This window comes from Synechococcus sp. PCC 7502, from assembly GCF_000317085.1.
Lineage (GTDB): Bacteria > Cyanobacteriota > Cyanobacteriia > Pseudanabaenales > Pseudanabaenaceae > PCC-7502.
The window spans coordinates 1353778-1378451 of the sequence record NC_019702.1; the positions used below are offsets into that span (position 1 = coordinate 1353778).

General features: G+C 39.2%; 25 protein-coding genes and 1 pseudogene. 7 read left to right on the forward strand and 19 right to left on the reverse strand.

Annotation, left to right across the window (positions count from 1 at the left end; genetic code table 11):
* Positions 1-13 precede the first annotated feature (13 nt).
* The 6 genes from SYN7502_RS06510 to SYN7502_RS06535 all read right to left on the reverse strand — a co-directional run bounded on the left by SYN7502_RS06510 (position 14) and on the right by SYN7502_RS06535 (position 5462).
* Positions 14-523: a nucleotide exchange factor GrpE gene (locus SYN7502_RS06510; RefSeq protein ID WP_015168078.1), complete on the reverse strand. Its 510-nt coding sequence runs from the start codon at positions 521-523 to the stop codon at positions 14-16.
* 22 nt (positions 524-545) lie between these two features.
* Complete coding sequence (locus SYN7502_RS06515) at positions 546-890, reverse strand: histidine triad nucleotide-binding protein (protein WP_015168079.1); 345 nt, start codon at positions 888-890, stop codon at positions 546-548.
* Between the two features lie 85 nt (positions 891-975).
* A complete protein-coding gene (locus SYN7502_RS06520) occupies positions 976-3354 on the reverse strand; it encodes a site-2 protease family protein (protein ID WP_015168080.1) in 2379 nt (792 codons plus the stop codon).
* Positions 3355-3557: 203 nt separating this feature from the next.
* Positions 3558-4217, reverse strand: coding sequence for a cupin domain-containing protein (locus tag SYN7502_RS06525; protein ID WP_015168081.1), 660 nt, complete (start codon positions 4215-4217; stop codon positions 3558-3560).
* A 2-nt stretch (positions 4218-4219) separates the two neighbouring features.
* The gene (locus SYN7502_RS06530) at positions 4220-4813 is read right to left on the reverse strand and encodes a pyridoxamine 5'-phosphate oxidase family protein (RefSeq protein ID WP_015168082.1); all 594 of its coding nucleotides are present in this window, start codon (positions 4811-4813) and stop codon (positions 4220-4222) included.
* A gap of 49 nt (positions 4814-4862) precedes the next feature.
* A complete protein-coding gene (locus SYN7502_RS06535) occupies positions 4863-5462 on the reverse strand; it encodes a glutathione S-transferase family protein (protein WP_015168083.1) in 600 nt (199 codons plus the stop codon).
* A gap of 234 nt (positions 5463-5696) precedes the next feature.
* On the opposite strand from SYN7502_RS06535, the pseudogene SYN7502_RS19630 reads away from it, so the two are divergent.
* Together SYN7502_RS19630 and SYN7502_RS06540 are read left to right on the forward strand one after the other, a co-directional pair.
* A pseudogene (locus tag SYN7502_RS19630) lies at positions 5697-5822 on the forward strand (IS1 family transposase); the annotation flags it as partial.
* A 37-nt stretch (positions 5823-5859) separates the two neighbouring features.
* Positions 5860-6936: an Mrp/NBP35 family ATP-binding protein gene (locus SYN7502_RS06540; RefSeq protein WP_015168084.1), complete on the forward strand. Its 1077-nt coding sequence runs from the start codon at positions 5860-5862 to the stop codon at positions 6934-6936.
* On the opposite strand, the gene SYN7502_RS06545 is transcribed toward SYN7502_RS06540, so the two are convergent.
* Positions 6933-7874 (reverse strand): DnaJ C-terminal domain-containing protein, encoded by a 942-nt coding sequence (locus tag SYN7502_RS06545; RefSeq protein WP_015168085.1) that lies wholly within the window; start codon positions 7872-7874, stop codon positions 6933-6935. The two genes, SYN7502_RS06540 and SYN7502_RS06545, sit on opposite strands and share 4 nt — an antisense overlap.
* A gap of 173 nt (positions 7875-8047) precedes the next feature.
* Positions 8048-8338: an RNA recognition motif domain-containing protein gene (locus tag SYN7502_RS06550; RefSeq protein WP_015168086.1), complete on the reverse strand. Its 291-nt coding sequence runs from the start codon at positions 8336-8338 to the stop codon at positions 8048-8050.
* Positions 8339-8792: 454 nt separating this feature from the next.
* Here SYN7502_RS06550 and SYN7502_RS06555 point away from each other — a divergent pair, with 454 nt between their 5' ends.
* Complete coding sequence (locus tag SYN7502_RS06555; RefSeq protein WP_015168087.1) at positions 8793-9647, forward strand: MBL fold metallo-hydrolase; 855 nt, start codon at positions 8793-8795, stop codon at positions 9645-9647.
* A gap of 27 nt (positions 9648-9674) precedes the next feature.
* Here SYN7502_RS06555 and ruvA read toward each other — a convergent pair whose 3' ends face one another.
* Both ruvA and SYN7502_RS06565 read right to left on the reverse strand, forming a co-directional pair.
* On the reverse strand, positions 9675-10307 hold the full coding sequence (gene ruvA / locus SYN7502_RS06560) for a Holliday junction branch migration protein RuvA (protein WP_015168088.1): 633 nt from the start codon (positions 10305-10307) through the stop codon (positions 9675-9677).
* Positions 10304-11005 carry a hypothetical protein gene (locus tag SYN7502_RS06565; RefSeq protein WP_015168089.1) on the reverse strand — a complete coding sequence of 234 codons (702 nt, stop codon included), beginning with the start codon at positions 11003-11005 and terminating at the stop codon, positions 10304-10306. The genes ruvA and SYN7502_RS06565 overlap by 4 nt, the downstream gene beginning before the upstream one ends.
* Before the next feature lie 151 nt (positions 11006-11156).
* On the opposite strand from SYN7502_RS06565, the gene SYN7502_RS06570 reads away from it, so the two are divergent.
* Positions 11157-12947 carry a serine/threonine-protein kinase gene (locus SYN7502_RS06570; RefSeq protein WP_015168090.1) on the forward strand — a complete coding sequence of 597 codons (1791 nt, stop codon included), beginning with the start codon at positions 11157-11159 and terminating at the stop codon, positions 12945-12947.
* Here SYN7502_RS06570 and SYN7502_RS06575 read toward each other — a convergent pair.
* Complete coding sequence (locus SYN7502_RS06575) at positions 12944-13861, reverse strand: NAD(+) kinase (protein ID WP_015168091.1); 918 nt, start codon at positions 13859-13861, stop codon at positions 12944-12946. The two genes, SYN7502_RS06570 and SYN7502_RS06575, sit on opposite strands and share 4 nt — an antisense overlap.
* A 219-nt stretch (positions 13862-14080) precedes the next feature.
* On the opposite strand from SYN7502_RS06575, the gene aroH reads away from it, so the two are divergent.
* Both aroH and SYN7502_RS06585 read left to right on the forward strand, forming a co-directional pair.
* A complete protein-coding gene (gene aroH / locus SYN7502_RS06580; protein WP_015168092.1) occupies positions 14081-14488 on the forward strand; it encodes a chorismate mutase in 408 nt (135 codons plus the stop codon).
* Between the two features lie 4 nt (positions 14489-14492).
* Positions 14493-14831 carry a hypothetical protein gene (locus SYN7502_RS06585; protein ID WP_015168093.1) on the forward strand — a complete coding sequence of 113 codons (339 nt, stop codon included), beginning with the start codon at positions 14493-14495 and terminating at the stop codon, positions 14829-14831.
* Positions 14832-14835: 4 nt separating this feature from the next.
* Here the strand turns inward: SYN7502_RS06585 and SYN7502_RS06590 are convergent, their stop codons facing one another.
* From SYN7502_RS06590 to SYN7502_RS06625, 8 genes are all read right to left on the reverse strand, one after another.
* Entirely contained in the window at positions 14836-16011 is a 1176-nt protein-coding gene (locus SYN7502_RS06590; protein ID WP_015168094.1) for a glycosyltransferase family 4 protein, read from the reverse strand.
* A gap of 2 nt (positions 16012-16013) precedes the next feature.
* On the reverse strand, positions 16014-16886 hold the full coding sequence (locus SYN7502_RS06595; protein WP_015168095.1) for a glycosyltransferase family 2 protein: 873 nt from the start codon (positions 16884-16886) through the stop codon (positions 16014-16016).
* Positions 16887-16900: 14 nt separating this feature from the next.
* On the reverse strand, positions 16901-17755 hold the full coding sequence (locus SYN7502_RS06600; protein WP_015168096.1) for a glycosyltransferase family 2 protein: 855 nt from the start codon (positions 17753-17755) through the stop codon (positions 16901-16903).
* A 33-nt stretch (positions 17756-17788) separates the two neighbouring features.
* Entirely contained in the window at positions 17789-19579 is a 1791-nt protein-coding gene (locus tag SYN7502_RS06605) for an LIC_10190 family membrane protein (protein ID WP_015168097.1), read from the reverse strand.
* Positions 19580-19689: 110 nt separating this feature from the next.
* The gene (locus tag SYN7502_RS06610) at positions 19690-20052 is read right to left on the reverse strand and encodes a LapA family protein (RefSeq protein ID WP_015168098.1); all 363 of its coding nucleotides are present in this window, start codon (positions 20050-20052) and stop codon (positions 19690-19692) included.
* Positions 20053-20092: 40 nt separating this feature from the next.
* Complete coding sequence (locus SYN7502_RS06615) at positions 20093-21871, reverse strand: Rqc2 family fibronectin-binding protein (RefSeq protein WP_015168099.1); 1779 nt, start codon at positions 21869-21871, stop codon at positions 20093-20095.
* A gap of 52 nt (positions 21872-21923) precedes the next feature.
* Entirely contained in the window at positions 21924-22238 is a 315-nt protein-coding gene (locus tag SYN7502_RS06620) for a DUF6679 family protein (RefSeq protein WP_015168100.1), read from the reverse strand.
* Between the two features lie 203 nt (positions 22239-22441).
* Complete coding sequence (locus SYN7502_RS06625; RefSeq protein ID WP_015168101.1) at positions 22442-23380, reverse strand: S66 peptidase family protein; 939 nt, start codon at positions 23378-23380, stop codon at positions 22442-22444.
* 88 nt (positions 23381-23468) lie between these two features.
* On the opposite strand from SYN7502_RS06625, the gene SYN7502_RS06630 reads away from it, so the two are divergent.
* The gene (locus tag SYN7502_RS06630) at positions 23469-24638 is read left to right on the forward strand and encodes a pyridoxal phosphate-dependent aminotransferase (protein ID WP_015168102.1); all 1170 of its coding nucleotides are present in this window, start codon (positions 23469-23471) and stop codon (positions 24636-24638) included.
* Positions 24639-24674 lie beyond the last annotated feature (36 nt).

Consider the following 24674-nt stretch of genomic DNA (forward strand, 5'->3'; position numbering starts at 1 on the left):
TACTTTAATTATCTTAAATCGGTAAATTTCGACTTACCTTGGCAGGGGCAAGAATGCGATCGCCAACACAATAACCCACAAACCGAATATAAACTTTTTCACCAACTCGCATATCAGCCGTATCTGCTTGGTGATATTTAGGATCAAAATATACTTGTTCCCAAGGCGTGCCGATAGTTTCATATTTCCAAGACTGGATCAAGTTGTCTAAGGGGACAAATAAACCCATAATATGCTTTGCAGGGAAATCGGGCTGAACTTCAAGAATTTTTTTGAGACTAGGATACTGGGTTAATAAAGTTTGCAGTTGTTCAAAGGTAATCAGCTTATATTCCGTGGCAATTAACTGTCGTTGTGCCTCGATTTGTTCTTTTAATCTGGCAGCATCTTGTTTTAAAGCCTCAATTTCTGCTCGCAGGGATGATAATAATTTTCTTGAGGTTCTTGTCCAAAGCAAATTCGAGGTTAAATCTAATACTAAAAGAATAGCGATCGCACCTAGGAGCCAATAGGGATCATTCATAGTAAATACTTTAACTAGAAGCTTAACCGGGGGGCCATTGCATAAAGCGTTTGCCCAGAATATGAATATGTAAATGATAAACAGTTTGCCCGCCATCATCACCGTTATTAATTACTAGCCGAAAGCCATTTTCCAAACCCTCTGCCTTTGCCACTTTTGCACTCACTAATAATAAATGTCCTAAAAGAGCTTGATCTTCAGGTTGGGCATCACTAATTTTGGCGATCGCCTGTTTCGGAATTACTAAAATATGCACAGGAGCTTGGGGAGTAATATCCCGAAATGCCAAAGCCAAATCATCTTCATAGACTATATCTGCGGGAATTTCTTTTCTGATGATCCTACTGAAAATTGTGTCTGTGGTCATAGCTGAAGTCAAAACATTATTTAGTAAGAATCTTATCGTAGTTTTTATCTTTAATCAGGAGACTCTGCCTTATGCGGATTTTAGGTTAAGGTTCCGTATCTTCAACATCTTTATCTGAATAGAAGCTTTCCGCTTTTTTAGCATCAGCATCGGCTTTCAGCATGTCTCCAAGTTGCTTATATACCTCACTTCTAAAATAGTATGCTTCACTAGATTTAGGTTGGAGTTTAATGGCTTGGTTGGAGTCTGCCAAAGCTTGTGAGTAATTTTTATTGTCCAAGTAAAACTGCCCTCGGCTTAAAAATATGGCAGCATTTTGAGGCTTTAGTTTTAATGCCTGATTAAAATCTGCTAATGCCTTTGTTGAATTACCTATCTGAGCGTAAGCATGACCACGGATAAGATAATAGCTAATATCTTGGGGATTGGTTTGTAGTTTTGAACTGGCAAGATCAATCTGCTTTTGAGCGTAGAGCGTTTGAAAGATTTTGTAATCTGCTTCCTCGCCTTTAGTGTCCTTCAACATTCGCCGAATCTGTCCCCGTAAGGCATAACTATGTTCGGATTTAGGATCGAGTTTAATCGCTTGGTTGGCATCGGCTAGAGCTTGGGGGAGGTTCTTTAGCATAAGATAGGCACTGCTGCGATCTTGGTATGCCTTGGCATCTTTAGGGTTGGCTTGAAGCTTGCGATTTGCTTCCTCGATTCTTGATTGCGATTCCTGTTGCACGATCACTTTGGCATCTTTGCCGATATAACTCAAGTATTTAGCCATCCCTGCCCAAGCCTGAGGATTTGGGAAAATCGCATATAGTCCCCCGATCGCTCCTCCAATCAGACTAATAATATAGATAGCACTGAGCCCAAGTCTGGTGTACCAATGGGCGGATTTTTCCCTTTGAATATCAAGAATACCTTTAGCAATAAGACTTTTTTGGGCAAAGGCAAACCTATTGTAAGGTGGCTGTTGCAGGTTTTCAAAAATATGGCGGATTAGTTCTGGTCGCTCGGTGGGTGGATTATTTTGGAAATTCTCTTGTAATCGTTTCTGTAACCTTGCTACGCGAAAACTGTGGGGAACGGATAGGGCAATTAAAAACGCAAAAGCTAGAAATAATGGTTGTTTTAAGCCAATTAGAATGAATAGTCCTACGCCTAAGCTTTTATACAATACACTCAAGTAGGGATTACTAGAAAATAATAATAGGTCAGCAACTTGTCCACCATCAAGGGGATAAACTGGCAGCAAATTAAATAAATTCAGTCCAATTAGGGTGAATGTTAAAGTGTGAATCCATGAATCATTTGCAAATCCAGAAATACCATGATCGACATTAAAAAAAGCGATCGCTAACCCAGTACCTATAATTAATCCGGGTAACGGACCCGCCAAAGATATCCAGACTTTTTCCGTAAGGGAAGCATTATCTTTTCTTGCCGTTGCCAAGGCTCCGAGAAATGGAATAAATAGCATTGTTACATCCCGATATCCAAACCATTTCATCGCCAGTACATGACCACCCTCATGGAATAAGAGTACGCCGACAAAAATTAGCATTCCTTGCCATGAAAACCACGCAGCATAAACCACCATAAATATCGCTAACGTTCCCAACGCTAAAGCCCGTTGCAATTTGGGAGAGAGTTTTGCGGGCTTCTGTTCTAGTTGAGCTTGAAATTGACTGATTTCTAGTTCGAGGCTTGGCACCTGATTCAATTTAGAAGTTCCACCTGCAAAATTCGCAAATATCGCAGACCACACCATAGGGGTATAAATTAAAGCCGATCGCAATATCAGCAACCAACCGTAACGATAGGATTTGTCTGGCTCCACCCACACCATTTCTTTGGTAGAAACCAAGCGACTGACTTCGATCGCTGCATTTCGTTCTATAGTTTCTTGATAGGCTTCAGGATCAAGGGTAAGGATTTCACGAGTTAAGGATTGTTCTTGGAGGATGTCTTGATGCTTTTGCCACAGATCGGGAATGGTAGCAAATCCCAGATGTTGAATACGACTGATCTCTGGCTTAGGTTGACTGACAATAGCCTTGAGTTTTGGGTCAAGCTTAAGGTTAATCGTAGAAACATAGCCACCATCAGCAAAAAAGCTGGAGAAGGCAATGTTAACAGGTGGATTATCTAAAATAGTAACTTCAGGAATTGAACCTCCAACATATACTTGATGTGATTCATCACAAAACAGCACCCCCCAGTCTGATTTATCAGCATTCAGATTGGCTTTTTCAATTTCGTAATAGCCTAAAAACTTAAATCCTAATGATTGGAGTTCAGAAATCGTGGACTGTAATGTATTTTTAACAAATTCTGGTGGTTCGGTAGTGGCTGGGATAACGTGACGCACCGAGCGCAAAGTTATTTTGGCAATATTCCAGCACATCAAGAAAAATGGTATTACTGCGATCGCCAGAATTACCAGAAATATTTGTAACCAAGTATTCATAACTGCTAAATAGAGTTGTTGAGCAAAAACCAAGAACTATCGAACTGTCTTCTAGTAAGAGTTTTAGGGATTTTACTCGTTACATCCTTGCAGGTCTATTTTTTAAAGATAGAAATTAATGAATGTTACTGAAAGTCACCTTATCTAACCTAATTTAAGGTAATTGCCCATTCAAAGTAAATATGAGCAAATATAATGTTTTTCTATTTTTGATTTAAATGTCCAACTTTGACATAAATTAAACAACCTAATTGACTAAAGGGAGTATGCTTACTACCCTTGGGATTACGCAGCCAACTACCCTTGGGATAAGCCCCAAACTCATCTTCAAAGATGCCATCCAGTACAAAGATTTCTTCTCCACCTAAATGAATATGGTGTTGAAACTGGGTACCAACATCCCACTTAACTAGGGCAACATTTTCAGTTTTATGGCTATGGAGAGGCATTACCTGTAATCCCTTGACTAAGCCATTAAGCCAAGCTGTTTGGGTAGTAGCGATCGCCACCCGTTCCTGATCATCGGGTTCCATTTGCCAGAGCTTAACTAAAATTGTGCAGCCTTCCTTACTAAAAGGCGTATGTGTTGATCCAACAGGATTACGGACGTAAGTCCCCGCAGGATAATCACCGTATTCATCAGAAAAAGTACCTTCAAGGACAAAAAACTCTTCACCACCACCGTGGGTATGTGCAGAGAAATGACTATTGGGAGCATAGCGGACGATTGAAGTTGCCCTTGCGACCTCTTCGCCATCACGTTCTAACATCCGACGCTGCACCCCAATCATGGGCGAATCAACCCAATTTAAGGCTTCACTATCAACGACCACACGCTGACTAAAATCTGCATGAAGTTTCATAGTTATTTCTTCTTAGCCTCACTAAGCAAGTTTTCCAACTCAGTAATTCTAGTCTGCATTGCTTCGACTTCTGCTTGGGAATAGCGAATCGGTATATGCTGCGGACAGTTCCAACTATATGCCTCAATCTTAAAAATGATTGCTCTTTCTACTACTGCCGAATAGTCTGAATCAATTACTTGGCTAATCAGACTTTTATCCGCTTCGGTGTAGTATGCCCTTCCCCATAATTTGAGGCGACGACGATGACGATAGTCCATTAAAAACAGAAAAGCTTTATCGTTATCATCCATATTGCCCACAGACACATACTGCACATTCCCTCTGTAGTCAGCAAACCCAATCGTTTTTGGATCAAGAACCTTGAGAAATCCTTTTTGTCCGCCGCGAAACTGAATGTAAGGATAGCCATTTGATCCAGTTGTTCCCAAGTAGGCACCATCCATACTGGCAATAAATTCCGCAATTTCAGGGGTAATTGTATCATTGGCAGCACCTTTAGCAATATAGCGATCGTAGGTCTCACGGGAACCCATGCGCTCCTGTACGGCTTTAACGGCAGGGGTAAAGGCAATCTCTCCAAATTTACTGGGCATAGATTTCTCATCCTCAACTTGTTTGCATATCTTTAATTTTCTATGAATTTTAAATTCCTACCATTGCTACAAATCCAGATAACTGTTTAACCCGTTCAATCCAAGCTAAAACATGGGAATAGGGTTTAATATCAATCTTGCCACCAGCAGCTAGGGCAATGTACGGGAAAATAGCAATATCAGCAATTGTCGGGTGTTCAAATTCTAACCAATTCCTTGTACTTAGATGTTGATCCAGTTGATTGAGGATAAATCCAGATTTTTGCGTAGCCAGTTCAATATTGATATTAGTCGCCCCAAATAGGTAATAGAGTCGCGCATTTTCTGTCCCCTGCCGTACTTCTCCCGCAGCCGTAGATAGCCAACGTACTACTTGTGCTAAGGCTACAGCATCTAAGGGGAGCCAGCGATCGCCTCCATATTTTCGTGCCAAATAGACCAGAATGGATTGGGCATCAGCTAAAGTAACGTCACCATCGATCAACACAGGAACTTGACCAAAGGGATTTCGAGCTAAATGTTGCTCACCTTTATGTTCCCCTTGCATTAAATCAACTTTTATCCATTCATATTCAAGATGAAGTAGGGAAAGAAGCAATTTAACTTTGTAGCTGTTACCCGAAAGTTCATGTCCGTAGAGCTTAATCATAGGTTTAATTTTGGATTGGATTTTTTAAGAGTTAAACAATTTGTACCGATCGTTCGATACACAAATATTGTACCGATCATTTGGTATAATGTCAATGACTTACTTATATTCCATTTTTACTTAACCTATTTCGGCAATATGTCTATGACGCCTTAGTAAAATCTCTGAAGCCACTGGACTCGGTAAAGCCAGTCTTTATGGAACGCATGTGCGATCGCAGTGCTAAAACTTTTTATCAGCAAGACTTACATGACCAGAGTTGAGGGTGAAAACTCTCGGTTACGCCACTATCTTGCTAGATTGCACTGTGAGATTTTCTGTTATTCTAAGTCTTTGGATATGTTGCGCTACTCTGTTTAATTTTAGCTTTCTAGCTCTTTTAACTACTTTTAAATAAATGACCTTACTCGATGCTGCGGCAATTTTTAAAGCTCTGACTCCTATCCAAGAACCAGAATCACGCAAGAGCTTAGTTGAACTTAACATGATTCGAGATATCAATATCAAACCATCAGGGATTGTTGGTTTTACCCTTGTTCTAGGTGGTAATACAGCACCTGCCGTTAAGCAATCCCTCATAGATCAATGTAAAACTGTAGTTAAGTCCCTGCCAGATGTTAAAGATGTGTGGGTTAAAGTGGATATGCCTGAAAAACCACCAGTCCCATCTTCCCCAGTTTCTAGTCTGACTCCTGTGCAAGGAGTTAAGCATATCGTAGCAATTTCTAGCGGTAAAGGCGGTGTGGGTAAAACCAGTGTATCAGTGAATGTAGCAGTAGCTTTAGCAGAAATGGGAGCTAAAGTGGGCATTTTAGACGCAGATATTTATGGTCCTAATGTGCCTTTAATGCTCGGTATGGATGCTGCTCGTATGGAAGTGATTAAAGATGCGAGTGGTAAGGATATAGTTCAGCCTGCATTTAACCACGGTGTCAAGATGATTTCTATGGCATTTTTAGTAGATAAGGATCAGCCCATCGTCTGGAGAGGTCCCATGTTAAATGGCGTAATCAGACAGTTTTTATATCAAGCTAATTGGGGAGAACTAGATTATTTAATTGTAGATATGCCTCCAGGTACAGGGGACGCTCAGTTAACTTTAGTACAGTCTGTGCCACTGGCTGGTGCGGTAATTGTGACTACGCCTCAAACCGTATCCCTCTTAGATGCGCGCAAAGGTCTAAAAATGTTTGAGCAAATGGGAGTACCTGTCTTAGGAATTGTGGAAAATATGAGTTACTTTATCCCGCCAGATTTACCCGATCGCCAGTATGATATTTTTGGTTCTGGGGGAGGTTCTAAAACTGCCTCAGAGTTACAAGTACCTTTATTAGGCTGTGTACCTTTAGAAATTGATTTAAGAAAAGGTAGCGATCGCGGCATACCGATAGTATTAGATCATCCAGAATCTGCCTCAGCTAAAGCTCTAATTAGTATTGCTAAAGCGATTGCCGCCACAATCAATTCATACTAAACCCTGCCCAAATATTCCCTTGGATCATAGGTTTGGATTTTTAGTAACTGTTCATAAAGTTCCCGTTCTCGTCCCGTAGGATTCTTGGGAACTACAATCTGCACTTCTACATATTGATCACCAAAACTGCGGGCATCCTTAGGAAAACCCTTTCCTGCCAAACGTAACTTCTGTCCCGATTGCACCCCCGGTGGAACTTTAAGTTTGACCACTCCGCTTAGGGTGGGGACTTCGACTTGTACCCCTAAAACTGATTCACTAGGAGATACGGGTAACTGACAACGGATATCATAACCCTCAAGGGTAAAAAATGGGTGGGCTTGTAAGCTAATTTTGAGGAACAGATCTCCTCCCGCAGGACCCTGCCCTTTGAGACGAATGCGTTGTCCAGTCATTACTCCTGGGGGCATATTTACTTCTAGCGATCGCCCATCTTCTAATCTAATTCTCTCTCTTCCCCCCACATAGGCTCTTTCCAAAGGCAGAGTTAATAAAGCTTCGGTATCACGGCGAGTGGCAGTTCTAGGAGCAGCACTGGGAGGACGATAGTTATAATTTGGTTCGGGCTTGCGTGCCTCATTGGTTCTAAACTTGCCTAAAAGTTGATCAACAAACTCTTGAAAATCACTAAATTGGCTAAAATCAACCTCGTTATTTTGATTAAAGTCCGCCCCATCATCGTACCTTGATCTACCGCCTTGAAACCCTCCTTGCTTCCAAAACTGACCAAACTGATCGTATTGTTGTCTTTTAGTGGGATCAGATAAAACCTCGTATGCTTCACCAATTTCTTTAAACCGATCTTCAGCAGTTTTGTCCCCGGGATTAACATCGGGGTGGTACCTCCGCGCTAAGCTGCGATAGGCAGCCTTAATTTCGTCTGCGGATGCGGTTTTTGGTAGATTTAGGATTTCGTAGTAGTTACGGAAATTTTGCATAATTTGTGAAGTCAACAGTCAGAACAGTCAGCTCAACCCTAGGTTGCATAATAACCCAATTGCGAGTTTAAGCCATTGAGGAAAACCGTAAAAATAAAGCCACCCCAGCAATGTTGCCAGAGCAGCCCATATTTTAGTTTCTGATGAATATATGATGTAACCCAAAAGATAACTTAGTAACGGTTTCTGCCGCCACCTCGATTACCGCCACCACCACGTTCTTCACGGGGCTTAGCTTTGTTTACCTTTAGATCACGCCCCATCCATTCGGCTCCGTCCAGAGCTTCAATTGCGGCTGTTTCTTGGGAATCTTCTTCCATATCGACAAAAGCAAATCCACGCATCCGACCAGTTTCGCGATCGGTGGGGAGTTGTACTCGCTTAACCTTACCGTAGTCATTAAAAACTTCCATTAAGTCTTCTTGACTGGCTTGGTATGACAAGTTACCTACATAAATAGTCACTGTAAAATCTCTCCAAAACTGAAAATTCGTTGTTGTAACGCCAGACTTCGGAAAGAGCTTGATCAATCATGAAATTGTGCAAATCTTGAACCCGAACCTCGACTAGAAGTTATTGTAGCTGTTCTGGTTAAAAAATTGGTAAATACAAATACAAAGATTGCTTAAGAATTGCATCAATTTACTGGTTCAGGTAAAAATTAGGTAAAGAAATCCTTGCTTAAAGTCTTACTTACAGTATATATGTGATTTATGTCACTAGTTATAGAATAAAAAACTGGAATAATTACGATTCAGGGTTTATTAGCTTATTACATTGTTAGGATAGGCTAACGATAAAGTAATGTCATAAGCTAAGAACATTATTGGTTTACATCGCTTTTAGAGCGTTTTTAGAATACCGGAATATAATCCAATTTAATTACCAGTTACTACCTCAGTTAATATAAAAATATTTATGCCTATCAGTGAAAAAGAGTTTTCAGTCCACTTTTGGGGTGTAAGAGGTAGCATTGCCACTCCGGGGGTGGGAACTGTGCGCTATGGTGGCAATACTCCCTGCGTGGAAATTCGCTGTCACGGTAAACGTCTTATTATGGATGGGGGAACTGGAATCAGGGCATTAGGACAGTATCTGCTCAAAGAAATGCCTGTGGAGGGACACATCTTTTTTACCCATAGTCATTGGGATCATATTCAAGGCTTTCCTTTTTTTATTCCTGCATTTATTAAAGGTAATACTTTTGACATTTATGGCAGAATTGCCCCCAATGGAGCTACCTTACAAGAACGGCTAGAAGATCAAATGCATCACCCTAATTTTCCTGTACCTTTGAGAATTATGGGTTCCACGATGAAATTTCACAATATTGAAATTGGCGAAAAAATTGATCTTGGTGATGGCGTGATTGTGGAAACGGGGATGCTTAACCATCCAGGTGAGGCTACGGGCTATAGAGTTTGTTGGGATAACTATGCGATCGTCTATGCTACGGATACTGAACATTTTGCTGACGGAATTGATCAAAATTTAGTTAATCTGGCACGTAATGCTGATGTTTTAATTTTGGATGCTACTTACAGCGATGAGCAGTATTGGTCAAAAGTCTCACCTAAGGTGGGATGGGGACATTCAACTTGGCAGGAGGCAATTAAGGTGGCAGAGAGCGCAAACGTTAAGACCTTAGTAATCTATCATCACGATCCCCTCCATGATGATGATTATTTGGATGAGGTGGGTAAAAAAGCAAAAGAGCAATTTCCGGGCGCAATTATGGCAAGGGAAGGTATGGTTTTATCTTTAACTGCTTGACTTTAGGTGATTAAGGTAAAAGGTGATTTAACAACTATTTTGACTTAACCAGTTAATTGCTACTTTTAGCCATGTTTCTAGATCTTGATTATTGATAAGTAGGGGTGATGTGGCGATCGCTCCTAATGCCTGATTAATTTCTTTAGGACTATATCCTAGTGCGAGTAGGGTCATTTCTAAATCTTCTTGCACTGCCACAATAAAAGTGCTAGCCGTTCCTACTTGGGAAAGTCGCCAATCTGCTAATTTTGATTTTAGCTCTAAGGCTATTCTTTCAGCAGTTTTAGTACCGACTCCGGGGGTAAGGCTAAGAATGCGGGTATTACTGGTAACGATCGCTTTGACTAAGTCTTCTATGCCTAGGGTATTAATTAAAGCGATCGCCATTTGGGTCCCAATACCTGAAACCGCAATTAACTCCCTAAATAAATCCCGTTCACTAATAGATAAAAAACCAAATAATCCTAATCGATCTTCTCTGACTTGGAGATAGGTATATAGTTTTAATGATTCGTCAATGGCAGGTAATTTACTCAGAGAATTGGCAGTAACTTGTACCTCATAGCCAATGCCTTGAATATCAAGGGTAATAGTTGGGATCGATTTTTTCAAATCACCTGTTTTAATTTCAACTAACGTACCTCGTAAATAGCCAATCATCGAGGTTTAAGTGGGGCAAACTGAGGTAATTTAATGGTAGGAGACTTGGGCTTCTCTTCAGATATAGCTTTAGCTGCTAAAACTTCATGGGGCTTGTGGGCTGAAGTTGAAGGCTTAGCTGGAGGTTTGATATCAGATAACTGCTGATTTGAAGACTGGATTGAATGCTGACTTGAATGACTTGGATTCCCCATGTCTTGCAAGAACTTAGGCGAATCAATGGGATGGGGAACTAGACCAACCCCATGATGGCTTTGGGAAGAAACCGCAGATTTTTCTTCTCTTTCAGGTAAGAGGTGGGAAGAATTATGGGTAAGTTTACGGGCTTGAGTGAATACTTGCTTTGCTTCTTCGGGGGATAAATGGGAAGTATCTAAACATCTATGCAATGCGGCTTTATATTGCGAAGCATTATGTTTTTCTGATTTGATCCGCCGTCGTAGTTCTTCATGCTCAGAGCTAACGAGTGCAAGTTGCTCAGACTTAAGTTTTAGTTCATGCTCAAGGGCTATGATTTGCTTTTCTTTCGTCTTAGAGAATTCTTGGTACTGGCTAAGTAAATCTTGAGTGACGTTGAGCTTATTACAAATCTCAGCCAAAAAGAGATGAGCCTGATTACATTGGGTTTGACAGTTATGTAACTCATGTTTGAGCTTTTCTAATAACTGATCACTCTGCTCGGGATCAACTTGACTCATGACTACTCTACCTAAACAACGCTAGAATGAGATTATGGATTCTTCCATCGTAGCTTAAAATTTAGTTCTATTCATATCAAGATATACAAAACCTCGATTTAGAGTAAAAACTTAAACCCTAGAAATTTAAACCTAGAAAATTAATAAGTTAATGCAACCGCCAATTCTTTCGGGTTCTATCCTGCGCGATCGCTACATTATCAAAAATATCTTAGGTCAAGGAGGTATGGGGCGAACCTACATGGCGGAGGATATGGAAAGGTTTAATGAGCCCTGTGTTCTTAAGGAGTTTATTCCCTACAGCCCTACTCCCGAAGCAATCAAAAAAGCAAAGGAATTATTTCAACGGGAAGCCAGTATTCTTTATCAGATTAAACACCCGCAGGTTCCCCAATTTAGAGCCACCTTTGAAGCGTCTGGACGTTTATTTTTGGTGCAGGATTATGTGGATGGAAAAACCTTTAGGGATATTTTAATTGAGTGCGTTAAGCGTAAAACTACATTTAGTGAAGCTGAGGTGACAGAGTTATTACTTACGGTTTTACCGATTCTGGTGTATTTACATAGTCACCATATTATCCACAGGGATATTTCTCCCGAAAATTTAATTTTACGTAACAGCGATCGCCTACCAGTATTAATTGATTTTGGCGTAGTTAAAGAAACTGCCACTAAACTTTTATCTCACTCTTCTCATTCTACAGTTGTGGGTAAACTGGGCTATGCTCCCCCTGAACAAATGCAATCGGGACGCGCCTATCCTAATAGTGATCTCTATGCTTTAGCAGCAACAGCAGTGGTTTTACTAACGGGGAAAGAACCTCAAGAACTATTTGATGATGTGAGTTTAACTTGGCATTGGGAGCAGTTTGCCTCGGTTAGTGCAGGACTCAAGCAAGTATTAGACAAAATGTTGAGTTTTAAGCCTAATGACCGCTATAGTAATGCCCAAGAGGTATTAGCAGCCCTAGAGTTTGCCCAAGCCTCTTTATCGCAGGTCAAGACTTTTATGGTAGGGGCGCAACCCTCTGTATCTAACAATCAAAATCTATCTACACAACTATCAACGCAACTGGCAACACAGAAGTTTGTGAAATCTCAAAAAAGTAATCTATCAGGAATTTTATTAGGAATTGGTCTAGTCGTTATTTCAGGAATTGGGGCATGGGCGATCGCTTCATTGGTTTTAAATTACAAAGACATCCCAAGGACGACAATTGTTCCCCCTCCGCCATCGATACCAACTAACATCAATAAGGGACTGGATTTACAAAATAATCAAGCTAAAGTTAGCGATAGTATTACTGCCGATCAAACTATTACCTATCGACTTGATGGGAAGAAGGGGCAAACCCTAACGGCGGCATTGACTGGGTCTGGCTTGGTGATGACTTTGATTTATGTTGATCAAAAGCCCATAGATAATTATTCTAGCAACCTTACCATTGGCTACTGGAGAGGGAAGCTGCCAGCTACGGGGGCATACTTTATTATCATTAAAACCGCTAGTGGCACTACCGAAAGTAACTATGATTTGGAAGTACAACTAGAGGAACCTGTGATTCCTAAGCCTAAACCTACACCAACGCCTATTCCCACCCCTGATCCCACTGCCAATCCAAATAATTCAAACAATCCTGAAATTTCTAAAACCTTAGAATTCCCGCCCGGATTATTGAGTACCTCCGTGGGTGGCAATGTCAAACCTCAGCAACAAATTCGCTATAGTGTGAATGTGTTAGATGGACAAACCCTAGAAGTAGGAATTATTGGTAATATTTTTGCTGAAATCATTAATCCTGACGGGGTGGTGGTTTGGGATTCTAATAATATTAATCCTCCTAAGATCACCAAAACCCTGAGTGGCAATTATCAAATCTTAGTGAGGACTAAAGGAGATACTGAGGCTCCATATAAGTTAGATGTTGCTACCAGTAATTAGGGTAACTCCACCGAAGTTGGCTTAGAAATATGGGGTAAGCCCCAGCCTAGTTTTTCCCTAAGTACCCGCAAAAACTCTCCTCGTTCTAAGCGAATAAATCGGGCTGCGTAGGGCGATCGCTCCACCTTAACGTGATAGTCAGGATAAACATAACATCCAGCGTTACCATCCACCACCAAAACTAAACGGTGTTGATTTGCAGGCTTAACGATGACTTTTTCCGTATTAGAAAAAACCAATGCCCTTGAAGCCATGGAATGTGGGCAAATTGGCACCAACTGTAAAACAGGAATTCCGGGTTCTATCACTGGACCGCCCGCTGATAGAGCATAGGCGGTGGAACCCGTGGGCGTAGAAATAATTACCCCATCCGCCGCCACATCTACGGGAGTATGCTTGCCAATCGTAATTTCAAAATGGCACATACTAGTTAATGGTTCTCGATGCAACACCATTTCATTTAACGATAAAGCTTCCCAAATTAGCCCAACTCGATCAAATACTTGGACGGCAATCATTGATCGTTGTTCAACCACATAGCTGCCACTGATCATCTGTTCTAGAGCCTCATGCAAGTGGGAAAGATAAATTTCCGTTAAAAAGCCCATGTGTCCAGTATTAATGGTTAAGAGGGGAATACCTTTAGGGGCAATTTGCCTAAATGCTGACAGGACAGTTCCATCTCCGCCTAGGGAAATAGCAAAGGACATATCTTGATCAAAGCCTGATGGCACTAAGCTCTTAATCGGTGTATGACAGGCGGGACTGTTGGGTTTACCATAGCCCAAAATACCTCCCTGCCCAGTTGTAATCAGTACTTCCCAGCCTTGATTAGTTAACCATGATTTGATCTCTAGGGCTGCTTTTTCGGCAACTGGTTTGGAATCGTTGAATATAATGCCTGCTTTTGGCACAAATCGTCCGCCTAAATTAATTATTAAAATTTTTATAATATTGAAGAATTATAAGGCTTTAAGCAAAAGTAAATAAACTCATATTTTGATTGATGCTGCTGCTTGTCAAAAGCAAGTAATTTTACTAGATAGCCCTTCCTAGGCTTCACCGATCTAAAAATATGAAAATATCTAGCAAAACGGTACAATCTGGTAGATAAAAAGACTGGGGAAAAAACTGTGGGCTGGCGAGTGAGAGGAGTAAGAGGGGCAACAACCGTAGAAGCAAATACGGTAGAGGCAGTGAGTGCGGCTGTACTAGAACTGATGACGGCGATCGAAGAAAAAAATCAAATTGATCCCAAGGAAATTGTGAGCGTTACTTTCTCAGTTACCCCTGATATTGATGTTATCTTTCCTGCTCAAATTGCTCGTTCTCGCAGGGATTGGGAATATGTACCTTTGATTGATGTACAGCAAATGTATGTAAAAGGTGGGCTGAGTAAGTGTATTCGTGTATTGCTTCACGTTAATAGCTGTTTAGAACAATCAAAAATTCAGCATATTTATCTAAATGGGGCGAGAGATTTACGTCCCGATCTGGCATCAATAAATTCCACACATAAACCTGAGCTTAATACGGGGTAAATATATGGGTAAGAAACCAAACAACCTAAAACTAGAAATTTCCTCTCGACAAAAAGTATTTATGTATTCATGTTTAGTTCCAGTTTTTGGGACTCTTCCTGCCCTCATGGCATTGATCAGTAGCCGTGGTAGTAAGCAACTTAAGGAGATTGCTCAAGTTTCTTTAATACTCCTTTTAATTTGGCTTTCTGGCTATACGATGCTTGGAGAAAGTAGTCAGATTACCCAAGGGCTATCTAAGGCGACTTTAACTTCAACTTATTTTGTCCTAAATTTGTACTTGATGTGGCGATTAGCTCAAGGTAAGAAAATTTCTCTGTGGCGCTGGGATCGTTTTAAGTAATTCTTCACCTTAATACTTTTTGATAGCCTTCTAGGGTTGCTAGGGCAGTTTTTTCCCATGAGAAGGCTTTAGCTCTTTCCTGTCCTTTTGTAATTAGTTCATTTCTGAAATTGCGATCGCTAATTACTTTTAAAATACTTTCAGCTAATTCTTCAGAATTATTAGGATCAATTAATACTGCTGCATTTCCTCCCACCTCTGGCATTGACGAAACATTAGATGTAATCACTGGTGCACCCAACGTCATAGCTTCTAAAATCGGTAAGCCAAATCCTTCATAGTGAGACGGATAAACAAAAACATCTGCTTTAGCATAGAAAGCTGCGACTAATTCGTCGGAAAGATAGTCTAGGTGATAAATATTGTGTGTGTATGCAGAGTTAGCGATCGCCTCAAATATAGGTGTATAGTTCCAACCCTTTTGTCCAATTAAAACTAGGTTATGCTCAATCTTATATTTTTGCTTTAGTGAGTTAAAGGCTGTAATTAAAGCCTTAATATTTTTTCGAGGTTCGATAGTGCTGACAAATAAGATATATGGTTTAGTAAAATCGTAATTGGCGAATGATGAAGTCAATATCTCAGGCTTAAAATTTTCAATAAATTTATGATTATATCTACTAGCTAAAGGGGTAACATGGATGCGTTCTGCGGGAAAACTTAAGTATTCAATAATATCTTGCTTAATACTCTCAGAACTAGAAATTATTAAATCAGTCCAAGTAAGACATTGCTTAACAACTGCAAAATATTTGCCAACAACAGCATCAACATACTCAGGATACTTAATAAAGGTTAAATCATAAATATTTAATATCTTAAGACTTCTTTTAAATGGATAAACTAAATAATTTGTCCCATGAATTATATCTGGATAACCTAGAGTAGGTTCAAAACAATTGCAAAATAATGTTGGAGCATATAGTAAAAATGGATTCACTAATCTAACAGGAATAGGTAAGCTATAAAGATTGGGATAAGAATTAATAAGGTCAGGAAAAATCTGCTTACCTTTAAGCCAATTTTTTAATCCAGGTTGATAGGATATTCCCATTTCATAGCTAAAATTAAGAGAATTTCTATCTTGTAAGATATATAACCAATGGATTAAATTCAATAAATGCAAACCTACTCCACTGGGATTAGATTTAATAGGTGTACCATCAATTAAAATTCTCATTTTTAATTATTTCTGTTGTTGAGATTAAATTTATTAGATTGATAAATTCTATTAAAGCTTTGGTTAAATATACTAATAACGTTAATAATATTTTGACGATTAGCTGCTAATAAATTAGCTTCTTTTGTTAGTTGTTCAGTTTTAATGATTAATTCTTGCAATTTAATCACTCTTTGTTTTTTCCAATAGTCAGTTTGATAAACTAATGCTTTATCCTGAATAGCCCATACTTCTGGGAAGACTTTACGAAAATCACTGGATAACCCGCCTCGATAAAATGAAGAAATTATTCTTGGATAATAAAATAAATAGACATTTTGTGCATTTAAAATTCTGGTGTACCATTCATAATCAGAAGCAATTCTATAATTTTCACTAAAATTACCAAATCTCGTGAATAATTCAGCTTTAAAAAATGATGCTGCTTGAATCGGAAAATCTCCTAAAATTAGCATTTCATCAAGAATCTTCTTAGGCTCCACTGGTTCATAGACTGATAATATTCCCAGAGGTGATCGAGTTTGGCAGTTACCATAGATGAATTCAGATTTCGGATTTTTAGTAATAAAATTTACAACATCACTAATTACTCGTTCATCGAAAATATAGTCATCAGAGTTTAAAAAATATAAAAAATCTCCTGATGCCAACCTAAGACCTTTATTCATGGCTTCATATAGACTATGATCTGGCTCACTTTTAAAAGCGTGAATATGGTTTTTATATTTATTAATTATTTCACAAGTTTTATCGTCAGAAGCTCCATCTATAATTATATATTCAATGTTTTTATAGGTTTGAGAAATTACGCTTTGAATGGATTTTTCAATATGATTTTGGGAATTTTTACATACAGTAATAATTGAAATTTTCATGGTTAATAACTGATTTAGCTTTTTAATGCCTTTATAGCTTTTTTTACTGAAAGTAATAATTTACCTAAGGTTGATGCTTCAATAAAAGCAAAACGTTCATCAGCTAGTGTGCGTGCTTCTAATAATTCCTCGTATTTACATGCATATATTTTCTGAATAGCTACTAGCCGCCTTGCAATCCAGAAATCAGATTGATATATAGGAACATTATTTTGAATCTCAAACATTTCAGTAAGATTTTCTTTGATATTACCAGACAATCCACCTGAGAAAAATGAAGCAATTACTCTTGGCATATAAAATAATTTAAGAGTTTGATCTTGCATTAATTTAGTTACCCATTCGTAATCAGAGCCAATTTTATAGTTTTCGTTATAAAGACCGATTTTTTCAAATAAATAAGGTTTTATAAAACTACCTGCATGGGGAATACTACAGCCAATAACCATAGATTCAACGATTTCGATTGGATAAGGAGACTTTTGAATAACTGGTTTATGGGGTGGTGTCCTAACTTCAATATCACCATAGACAAAATCAGCATCAGGTCTTTCTTTAATAAAAGTAACGACATCACCAATGACATTTTCGTCAAAGATATAGTCATCTGAATTTATAAAGTATAAAAAATCTCCTGTTGCGAGTTTAATCCCTTTATTCATGGCTTCCCATAGACATTTATCGGGTTCACTCACAAATTTGCTAATGCGATCGCCGTAGCTTAAGACTATATCTTTGGTTCTATCTTTCGAGTTTCCATCAATAATAATGTACTCAATATCTTTGTATGTCTGAGAAACTACGCTTTTGATAGTTGTTTCAATAGTTTTCTCAGAATTTCTACAAACAGTAATAATCGAAATTTTCATAATTAGATTGATTAGAATTTTGCTAAACGGAATTTATCTCTGAAAAGTTGTAGCGGTTGAACAAGATTGAATACTTCGGAACCCATCATGTAGATCAGAGCTTCGCAGCATAGTCTCACCATAATAAAAAGGAGAACAAGGAACATCAGAGTACCAACATAATTGATTCTTAATTGGTTGAAATACATTAAATCCACAAGCACGTCTCAATGTTAAAGTCGCCTTTGGATAGCCATTTGGTTTGCGATAACTAGCACTAACAAAAAAGTCTTTTGAAGGCATAATACCTGCCCCTAATGGCTGCCACTGAAATGATGCCGAGTAAAGCATAATTGGTAAAAGAGCAATTAAGAGAGTAATCGATATCCCAGTATATGCTTGAGGATGAAATAAAAGAATTGGTTGATTTGATGCAAGGCTTAATAGGATGGGCGGAACAAGTAATAAAAGAATAAATCCCCAGAGAAACCCAAATCCAAAGCGAATGTAGGGAGCAGCGTTGAACCAATACAAAAGCCCAACAAAACTAGTTATATAGAGTACACCATACTTAAATACTATCTGCGTTTGTTTTTGTTTCCAAATAACTAATCCGATAAGACATATGCTTATGGAAATAATTAAACCTAAGGCAATGGGACTAGAACAGAACGTATTTATCCAAGATGGAAACCAGTACTGAATACCTCTACTAAGAACTAACTTTTTATCAACAAAGCGTAGCCTAGCCCAAGATTGAATCCATTCCATCTCAGCAATAACGAAGGATTTAGGCATTTTCCAGTCAGGATTGAAAATATCTAAATATGGAAAGGGATAAAGTAAATAACCAGTTAAAATTAATGTCCGTAGAGCCTTAGGGATTAAAAATTCTGCGAGAACACCACCCTGTAATATTAGCCAGGTAAAGTCTCTTTTATTGTAGCTAGTCCACAATACATAAAGCGTACAGAGTAAAATTGGGATTGAGCTAAGCTTGATCGTAACTGCGTAAACTGAAAAGGTAGCGATCGCTATCCCAATTAAATTACTTAAATTAGTGGATTCTTCTGCTTGCGTTTCAATAAACTGTGCAGTCAAAACTAAAACCAACAATACAAAAATAGCAGATGGTTCATCAGTAGATGGAGAAGTTAAATTACTACATAGCTCTAATAAAGGTATTAGGGTTAAGACATGCAAAACTAAACTGAAGGATGGCTGTGTATGATTTAGGATAAAATCTTTTACTCGTCCTAGAACTAAATATATTGACCAACAGATGGTTAGCCCTATAACTTTGTGCAAAGGGTTATCTAAAAGAAAGGCAAAGCCAAAAAGAGCATTAGTCTGGAACCATATAGAATCTATACCTAAGGGTGCAAATAAATTGACGAGTCCAGGTACAACACCATAGGTCTCAATCCATCGAATTGAAGGGAGATGATAAAAGCCACTATCGTAATGAAAGAAAATATTAGTAGAGCATTTTATCGCTAGGATAACTTGAATAATAACTAGAATTAAGTTGAATAGAGGAGGAGTGAATTTGACCTGCTTAATTATGCGATTAACTTCGTCTAGGCAAATTTGTCTCTGAAATCCAAAAAAAATCACTGGAACTAAAGTAGTCAGTACAACTGCCAATGCCCCGATATTAATAAATAGCGATAGCACTGTACTTAAAGCTGAAACTTCAGCTAGTCCCAATAAGCACACCAGACTAAATGGCAGCTGGATACCTTCACCTTTTAACTCTAACTTTTGTAGTAACTTCAGTAATATAAAACCATAGGCATAGCAGATGAGAGTTATATAAAGCCAGTTAATAAGGATTAGAACCATAGAACTTTATTTAGTTATACGCATAAGTGCCTTATAGGAGTTAAATAATCTTCGTAAATTCTAGTTTTTAGGGTAACTGTAAATGCTTACTTTGTCTTAGGATTACAAATTTATGCTTGATTAGTTTTTTCTTCTGATTCCACATCAATTACTGATGCTGTAGATGTTGATGAGGTCAAAATTTTATTCCGCTCTTCCACTTGAATTGATAGTTCTGATACTTTTCTTTGTAGGTTTTGAATTTGTTTGTTTTTCCCCACAGTGGCGATCGCATTTTGAATACCTGTCCATACACTAAATACCCAAGCGATCGTAGCTCCAATTCCCATAGCAACAATTAGTTCTACACTAAGGGGAGCATCAAATGTGGTGCCAGGGATGATTTGAATTGTGGCTGCCCCTGTATTCTCTAGGGCAAATAGAACCAATGCCATGGTGAACAAAAATAGTACTAAAAAGTTAATTTGTTTCATAGCTAATCTCCTAATGATTTTTGAATTGTTGGAATTATACCTACAAAAGCGGTACTACATCGGCAGGTTGTCCCCAAACAATTTGCTCCTGTCGATAAATGACCATTCCGGGTTTAGCGCCTTTGGGCTTAAAGACATGCTTGGGCTTTGTAAACACTACAGGTACTTGATCGCTTTGCCGAGCTTGACTATAGTATGCTGCCAGATTTGCGGCTGTTTGCAAGTCTTGAGCTTCGGCTACCGTTCCGGGTTCTAGTCGTAAAAGGACATGGCTACCCGGAATTTCTTGGGTGTGTAGCCATAGATCATAGTCGTTGGCGAGTTTGAAGGTGAGTTGATCATTTTGATAGTTATTTCGTCCAACCCAAATTTCAAAGCCACTGGGACTCTTGAAGCGATGACAGTTAAGAACCGTTTCCGCTTTTTGCCTAGATTTCTGATTTTTACCTTGGGATTTGATATTTTGATGAGTAGAGCGATCGCTTGTCAAATATCCTTGTTGAACTAACTCTTGATGTACTTCTTGGAGAGATTTTAAATCCCCTGCTTCTAAATGAGATACAGCCGTATATACCTGTTGGAGATAATGAATTTCTTGATTGACTGCCTCTAGTAATGGAGCGATCGCTAATTTTGCCCGTTTTTGTTTTTGATATTTTTTATATAGTGACTGGGCATTTTGAATGATATTTTGCTGCGGGTCTAGGGGAATTGTCACGGGTGCAAGGCTATGAAAGTCCTTAATCGTAATTGAGGTATCTCCCTGTTCCCAGTCGACAATATGAGCCATGAGTAAATCAGCATGGGTTTTAATCAGTTCAGCTTGATCAGATTGCTCTAGGCGTTCTTGAAATGACTGTGCCTTAGCATTTAATTTTTTGAAATGAGTTTGTAGAATTTGATTAACTTGATCGTAAAGCTGCTGAAATTCTTGTTTTGTCGTAATTTTGCCGTAATAGTCTTGCACTAACTCATTAACGCTTTCGTACTTTTCATACTTTAAATTTTCATAGCTTAAATCAGAAAAATTATAAGTCCCGATCACTGTGTAACCATCTGTAGTTAGCTCAGGGAAAAATTGCTTGGATTCTAAACACTGTAGCCATTGCTGCCAAGCTTGATAGAGATTTTGCCAGTCCTGAGGACTAAGTTTATCTGTACTGGTATTACTATCAATTCCTGCTATGGTCAATAGCGATCGCCCCAAGGATGAACTGACACCACGATAATTAGTCACCAAACTTCTCAAAATTGGCTGGGGAATTAATCTTAAGCGATCGCCCCATAATTCTAGCGACTCCGATAGGGTGGGAATATCTTCAACCAAGGCAGGGGGTAACTCGTAGCGATCGCCCGTTTGAATTGGACGTACCCGTGATTGCTTGCTACTAACTTGATGGGAAGCAGTAACAATATCTCCATCCCCATTCACTAAAATGACATTGCTGTACTTACCCATAATTTCAATGTACAGGTGCGCTTGGATCGGATCATGAGGGCGTTTAGCAAATTGCAAATCAATAACTCTTTCCCACGGACTAACTGGGGCGATCGCTACCAATGCCAACCCTGTAACTTGGTGCCAAATCTGTTGGCTAAAGGTAAATGTATCGGGGTATGGTGGTGGCGGTAAACTTAGGTGAATTCTGGCGGTTTGGGGATGCCAAGAAATTAGTAACCATAGTTTCTGTTCTAAAGTTCTTAGTGCCAAATAAATAGTGTGGCGATCGCTTTGATAAACCTGCTCTAACTTAGCGGGTAGAGAGTTTTGAAGTTCATGACAAATTGCCACTAAAGTGGTTAGATCAACGGGCTGCATATCTAGCTAGATAATTATTAATCGATCATTAAGCGAGACTAAATAACCGAAACTAATCGGAAATGTCTGGTCGGTGCTTAATTTGCTCAGACTCTGGACATTCGTCGGAAGTTAAAATATCTTGAGATGAAACATATCCCCTCGGTACAGAAGCTAATTTTTGGGTTACAGCTCCAATACTTTCCAGCCTTACCATTTCTTCCCACGAAGATACTTCATCTTCATCTTCGGTTTCGTAGCGTAGAGTAACTATGTCACCCTCTATATCTAAAATTTTTGCTCTTTCTAACCAACGCCCTTGATCCCTTAGATAAATCCACACATCGCTTTTGGCTTCGCACAGTTGATAGATTTTGCGATGTAGCATTTGCTTTATTCCTCTGCAGATACATCTATATTTATTAAGTTAAGAGCATACCAGTTATTTGCTAACTTATTCGCTAACTTATTGGTTAACTTATTCCTTACCTTTAAAATGGTATGTGTTCTAAACAACACTATTGTATTGTATTTATGATTGCTATTTAAGCAAATTTACTAAATATCAAGAAAAAAAAGAAATAGTACTGATTAATAGCTAGTGTGCCAATAGCTTAAAAGTCCAGTATCCCCATCTAATTGAGCTTCAGCCCCAATTACTAAAGGTACATTTGTGCCATCATGCCCAAAGGGTAAATCCACAACTATCGGAATATTTAGGTCTTCGAGGCGATCGCGCCAAACTTCCTGCATAGAGAAACTGGGATAATTGGGAAATGGTTCAGAACGACTAAACCGACCAATGGCAATACCTTTAACTTTTTCTAATAGTCCTAACATGCGCCATTGGGTGAGCATTCGATCAACTTTATAGGGCGACTCTGCCACATCCTCGAAGGCAAGGATCACATTGTCTAAGTCTGGAAATACCGAAGTGCCAATTAAATGGGTGGCAATATTCAAATTTCCTGCTAATAAGACACCCGTAGCTTTGCCTAATCCCCAACCTGTACCACCAAGGGTAATTGTTTGTACTTTTCCCTCTAGCCAATCAAATAACTTTTGGGTTGACCAATCTGGCTCTGCGGCTAAGGTAGTCAATACGGCACCATGCACACTGGCAATTCCTAAGTTTACCGCCAGCCCCCATAGCAAAGCCGTAATATCAGAAAACCCAATTAACCATTTAGGATTAGGGTTTAAATCTTGCCAAACCAATTTTTCTAGGAGACGAGTGCAACCATAGCCCCCACGAGCAGTAATAATTGCCGCACATTCAGGATCATTCCATGCTTGGATAAATTGTTGCAGGCGATCGCTATCTGTCCCTGCCAAGTAGCCCCAATTTCGATCAATATTTTCTGGAACTTGGAGTTTATAGCCCCGCTCTCGCCAAATCTCTAAACCTTGGGCAAATCGTTCTGGTTCCCGCAACGCTCCGCTGGGAGCAATTACACAAATTTTCTGCCCTGAGCTTGCTTCTGCATTTAAACCCGAACTTAAAGCTGGTGGGATTAATAATGGTTGCATAGGAACATAATATATTAATCAGTTTGATACAATGCGGTACTAATTATTTACCACAGATCATCATGTGGGTATTTTTTGGAAGTGTAAAATGAATTTGGCAAATCGAGTCGGTCTAGTTACGCCCTCTTTGACCTTAGCAATTGATGCCAAGGCGAAATCCTTACGGGCAAGTGGTGTAGATGTATGTAGCTTTGCCGCAGGGGAGCCAGACTTTGATACCCCAAATCATATAAAAGCAGCTGCTAAACTAGCATTAGATCAAGGTAAAACTAAATATACCGCCGCCGCAGGGATTATCGAACTCCGACAGGCGATCGCTGACAAACTGCTTCGAGATAATCAATTAAGCTATACCCCAGACCAAATTATTGTCACCAATGGTGGTAAGCATTCCCTTTATAACTTGATGATGGCTTTGTTGAATGCAGGAGATGAGGTAATTATTCCTGTCCCGTTTTGGGTGAGCTATCCAGAGATGGTGAAGTTAGCACAGGGCATCCCGAAACTGATCCTAACCAATGAGGCTAATGGCTATAAGATTACACCTGAACAACTTGAGGCAGCAATTACGCCGAGAACTAAGCTATTTGTGCTTAATTCGCCTTCAAATCCTACGGGTATGGTCTATAGCCCTGAAGAGATTAAGGCATTAGCAGAAGTATTATTGCGGCATGAGCAGGTATTTGTCGTATCTGACGAAATTTATGAAAAGATTATTTACGATGAAGCCAAGCACTTTAGCATTGGGGCAGTTAGTCCCGAAATTTTTGCCCGTACGATTATTAGTAGTGGTTTTGCCAAAGCTTATTCCATGACTGGCTGGCGAGTGGGGTACTTGGCGGGAGCTAAAGAAATTATTAAGGCAGCAACTTTAATCCAAGGACATAGCACCTCTAATATTTGTACCTTTGCTCAGTACGGGGCGATCGCTGCTTTGAACGAATCCCAAGACTGTGTGGAAGAGATGCGTCTATCTTTTGCCGCTAAACGGGAAGTGATGTATCAAGGGTTAATGCAAATCCCTAACCTGACTTGTTTAAAGCCCGATGGTGCTTTTTATCTGTTTCCTAACACTACCAAACTTGGCTTGAGTTCTATGGAATTTGCTGAAAAACTATTAGAGCAACAACAGGTGGCAATTATTCCTGGGATTGCTTTTGGGGTTGATACTAATGTTAGGCTTTCCTATGCTACGGATGTTGAGACGATCAAAAAGGGCTGCGATCGCATTAGTAAATTCGTACAGTCCATTACTTAACCAATTACTTCAAAAATCTCAAGTCAACTCTCTTTT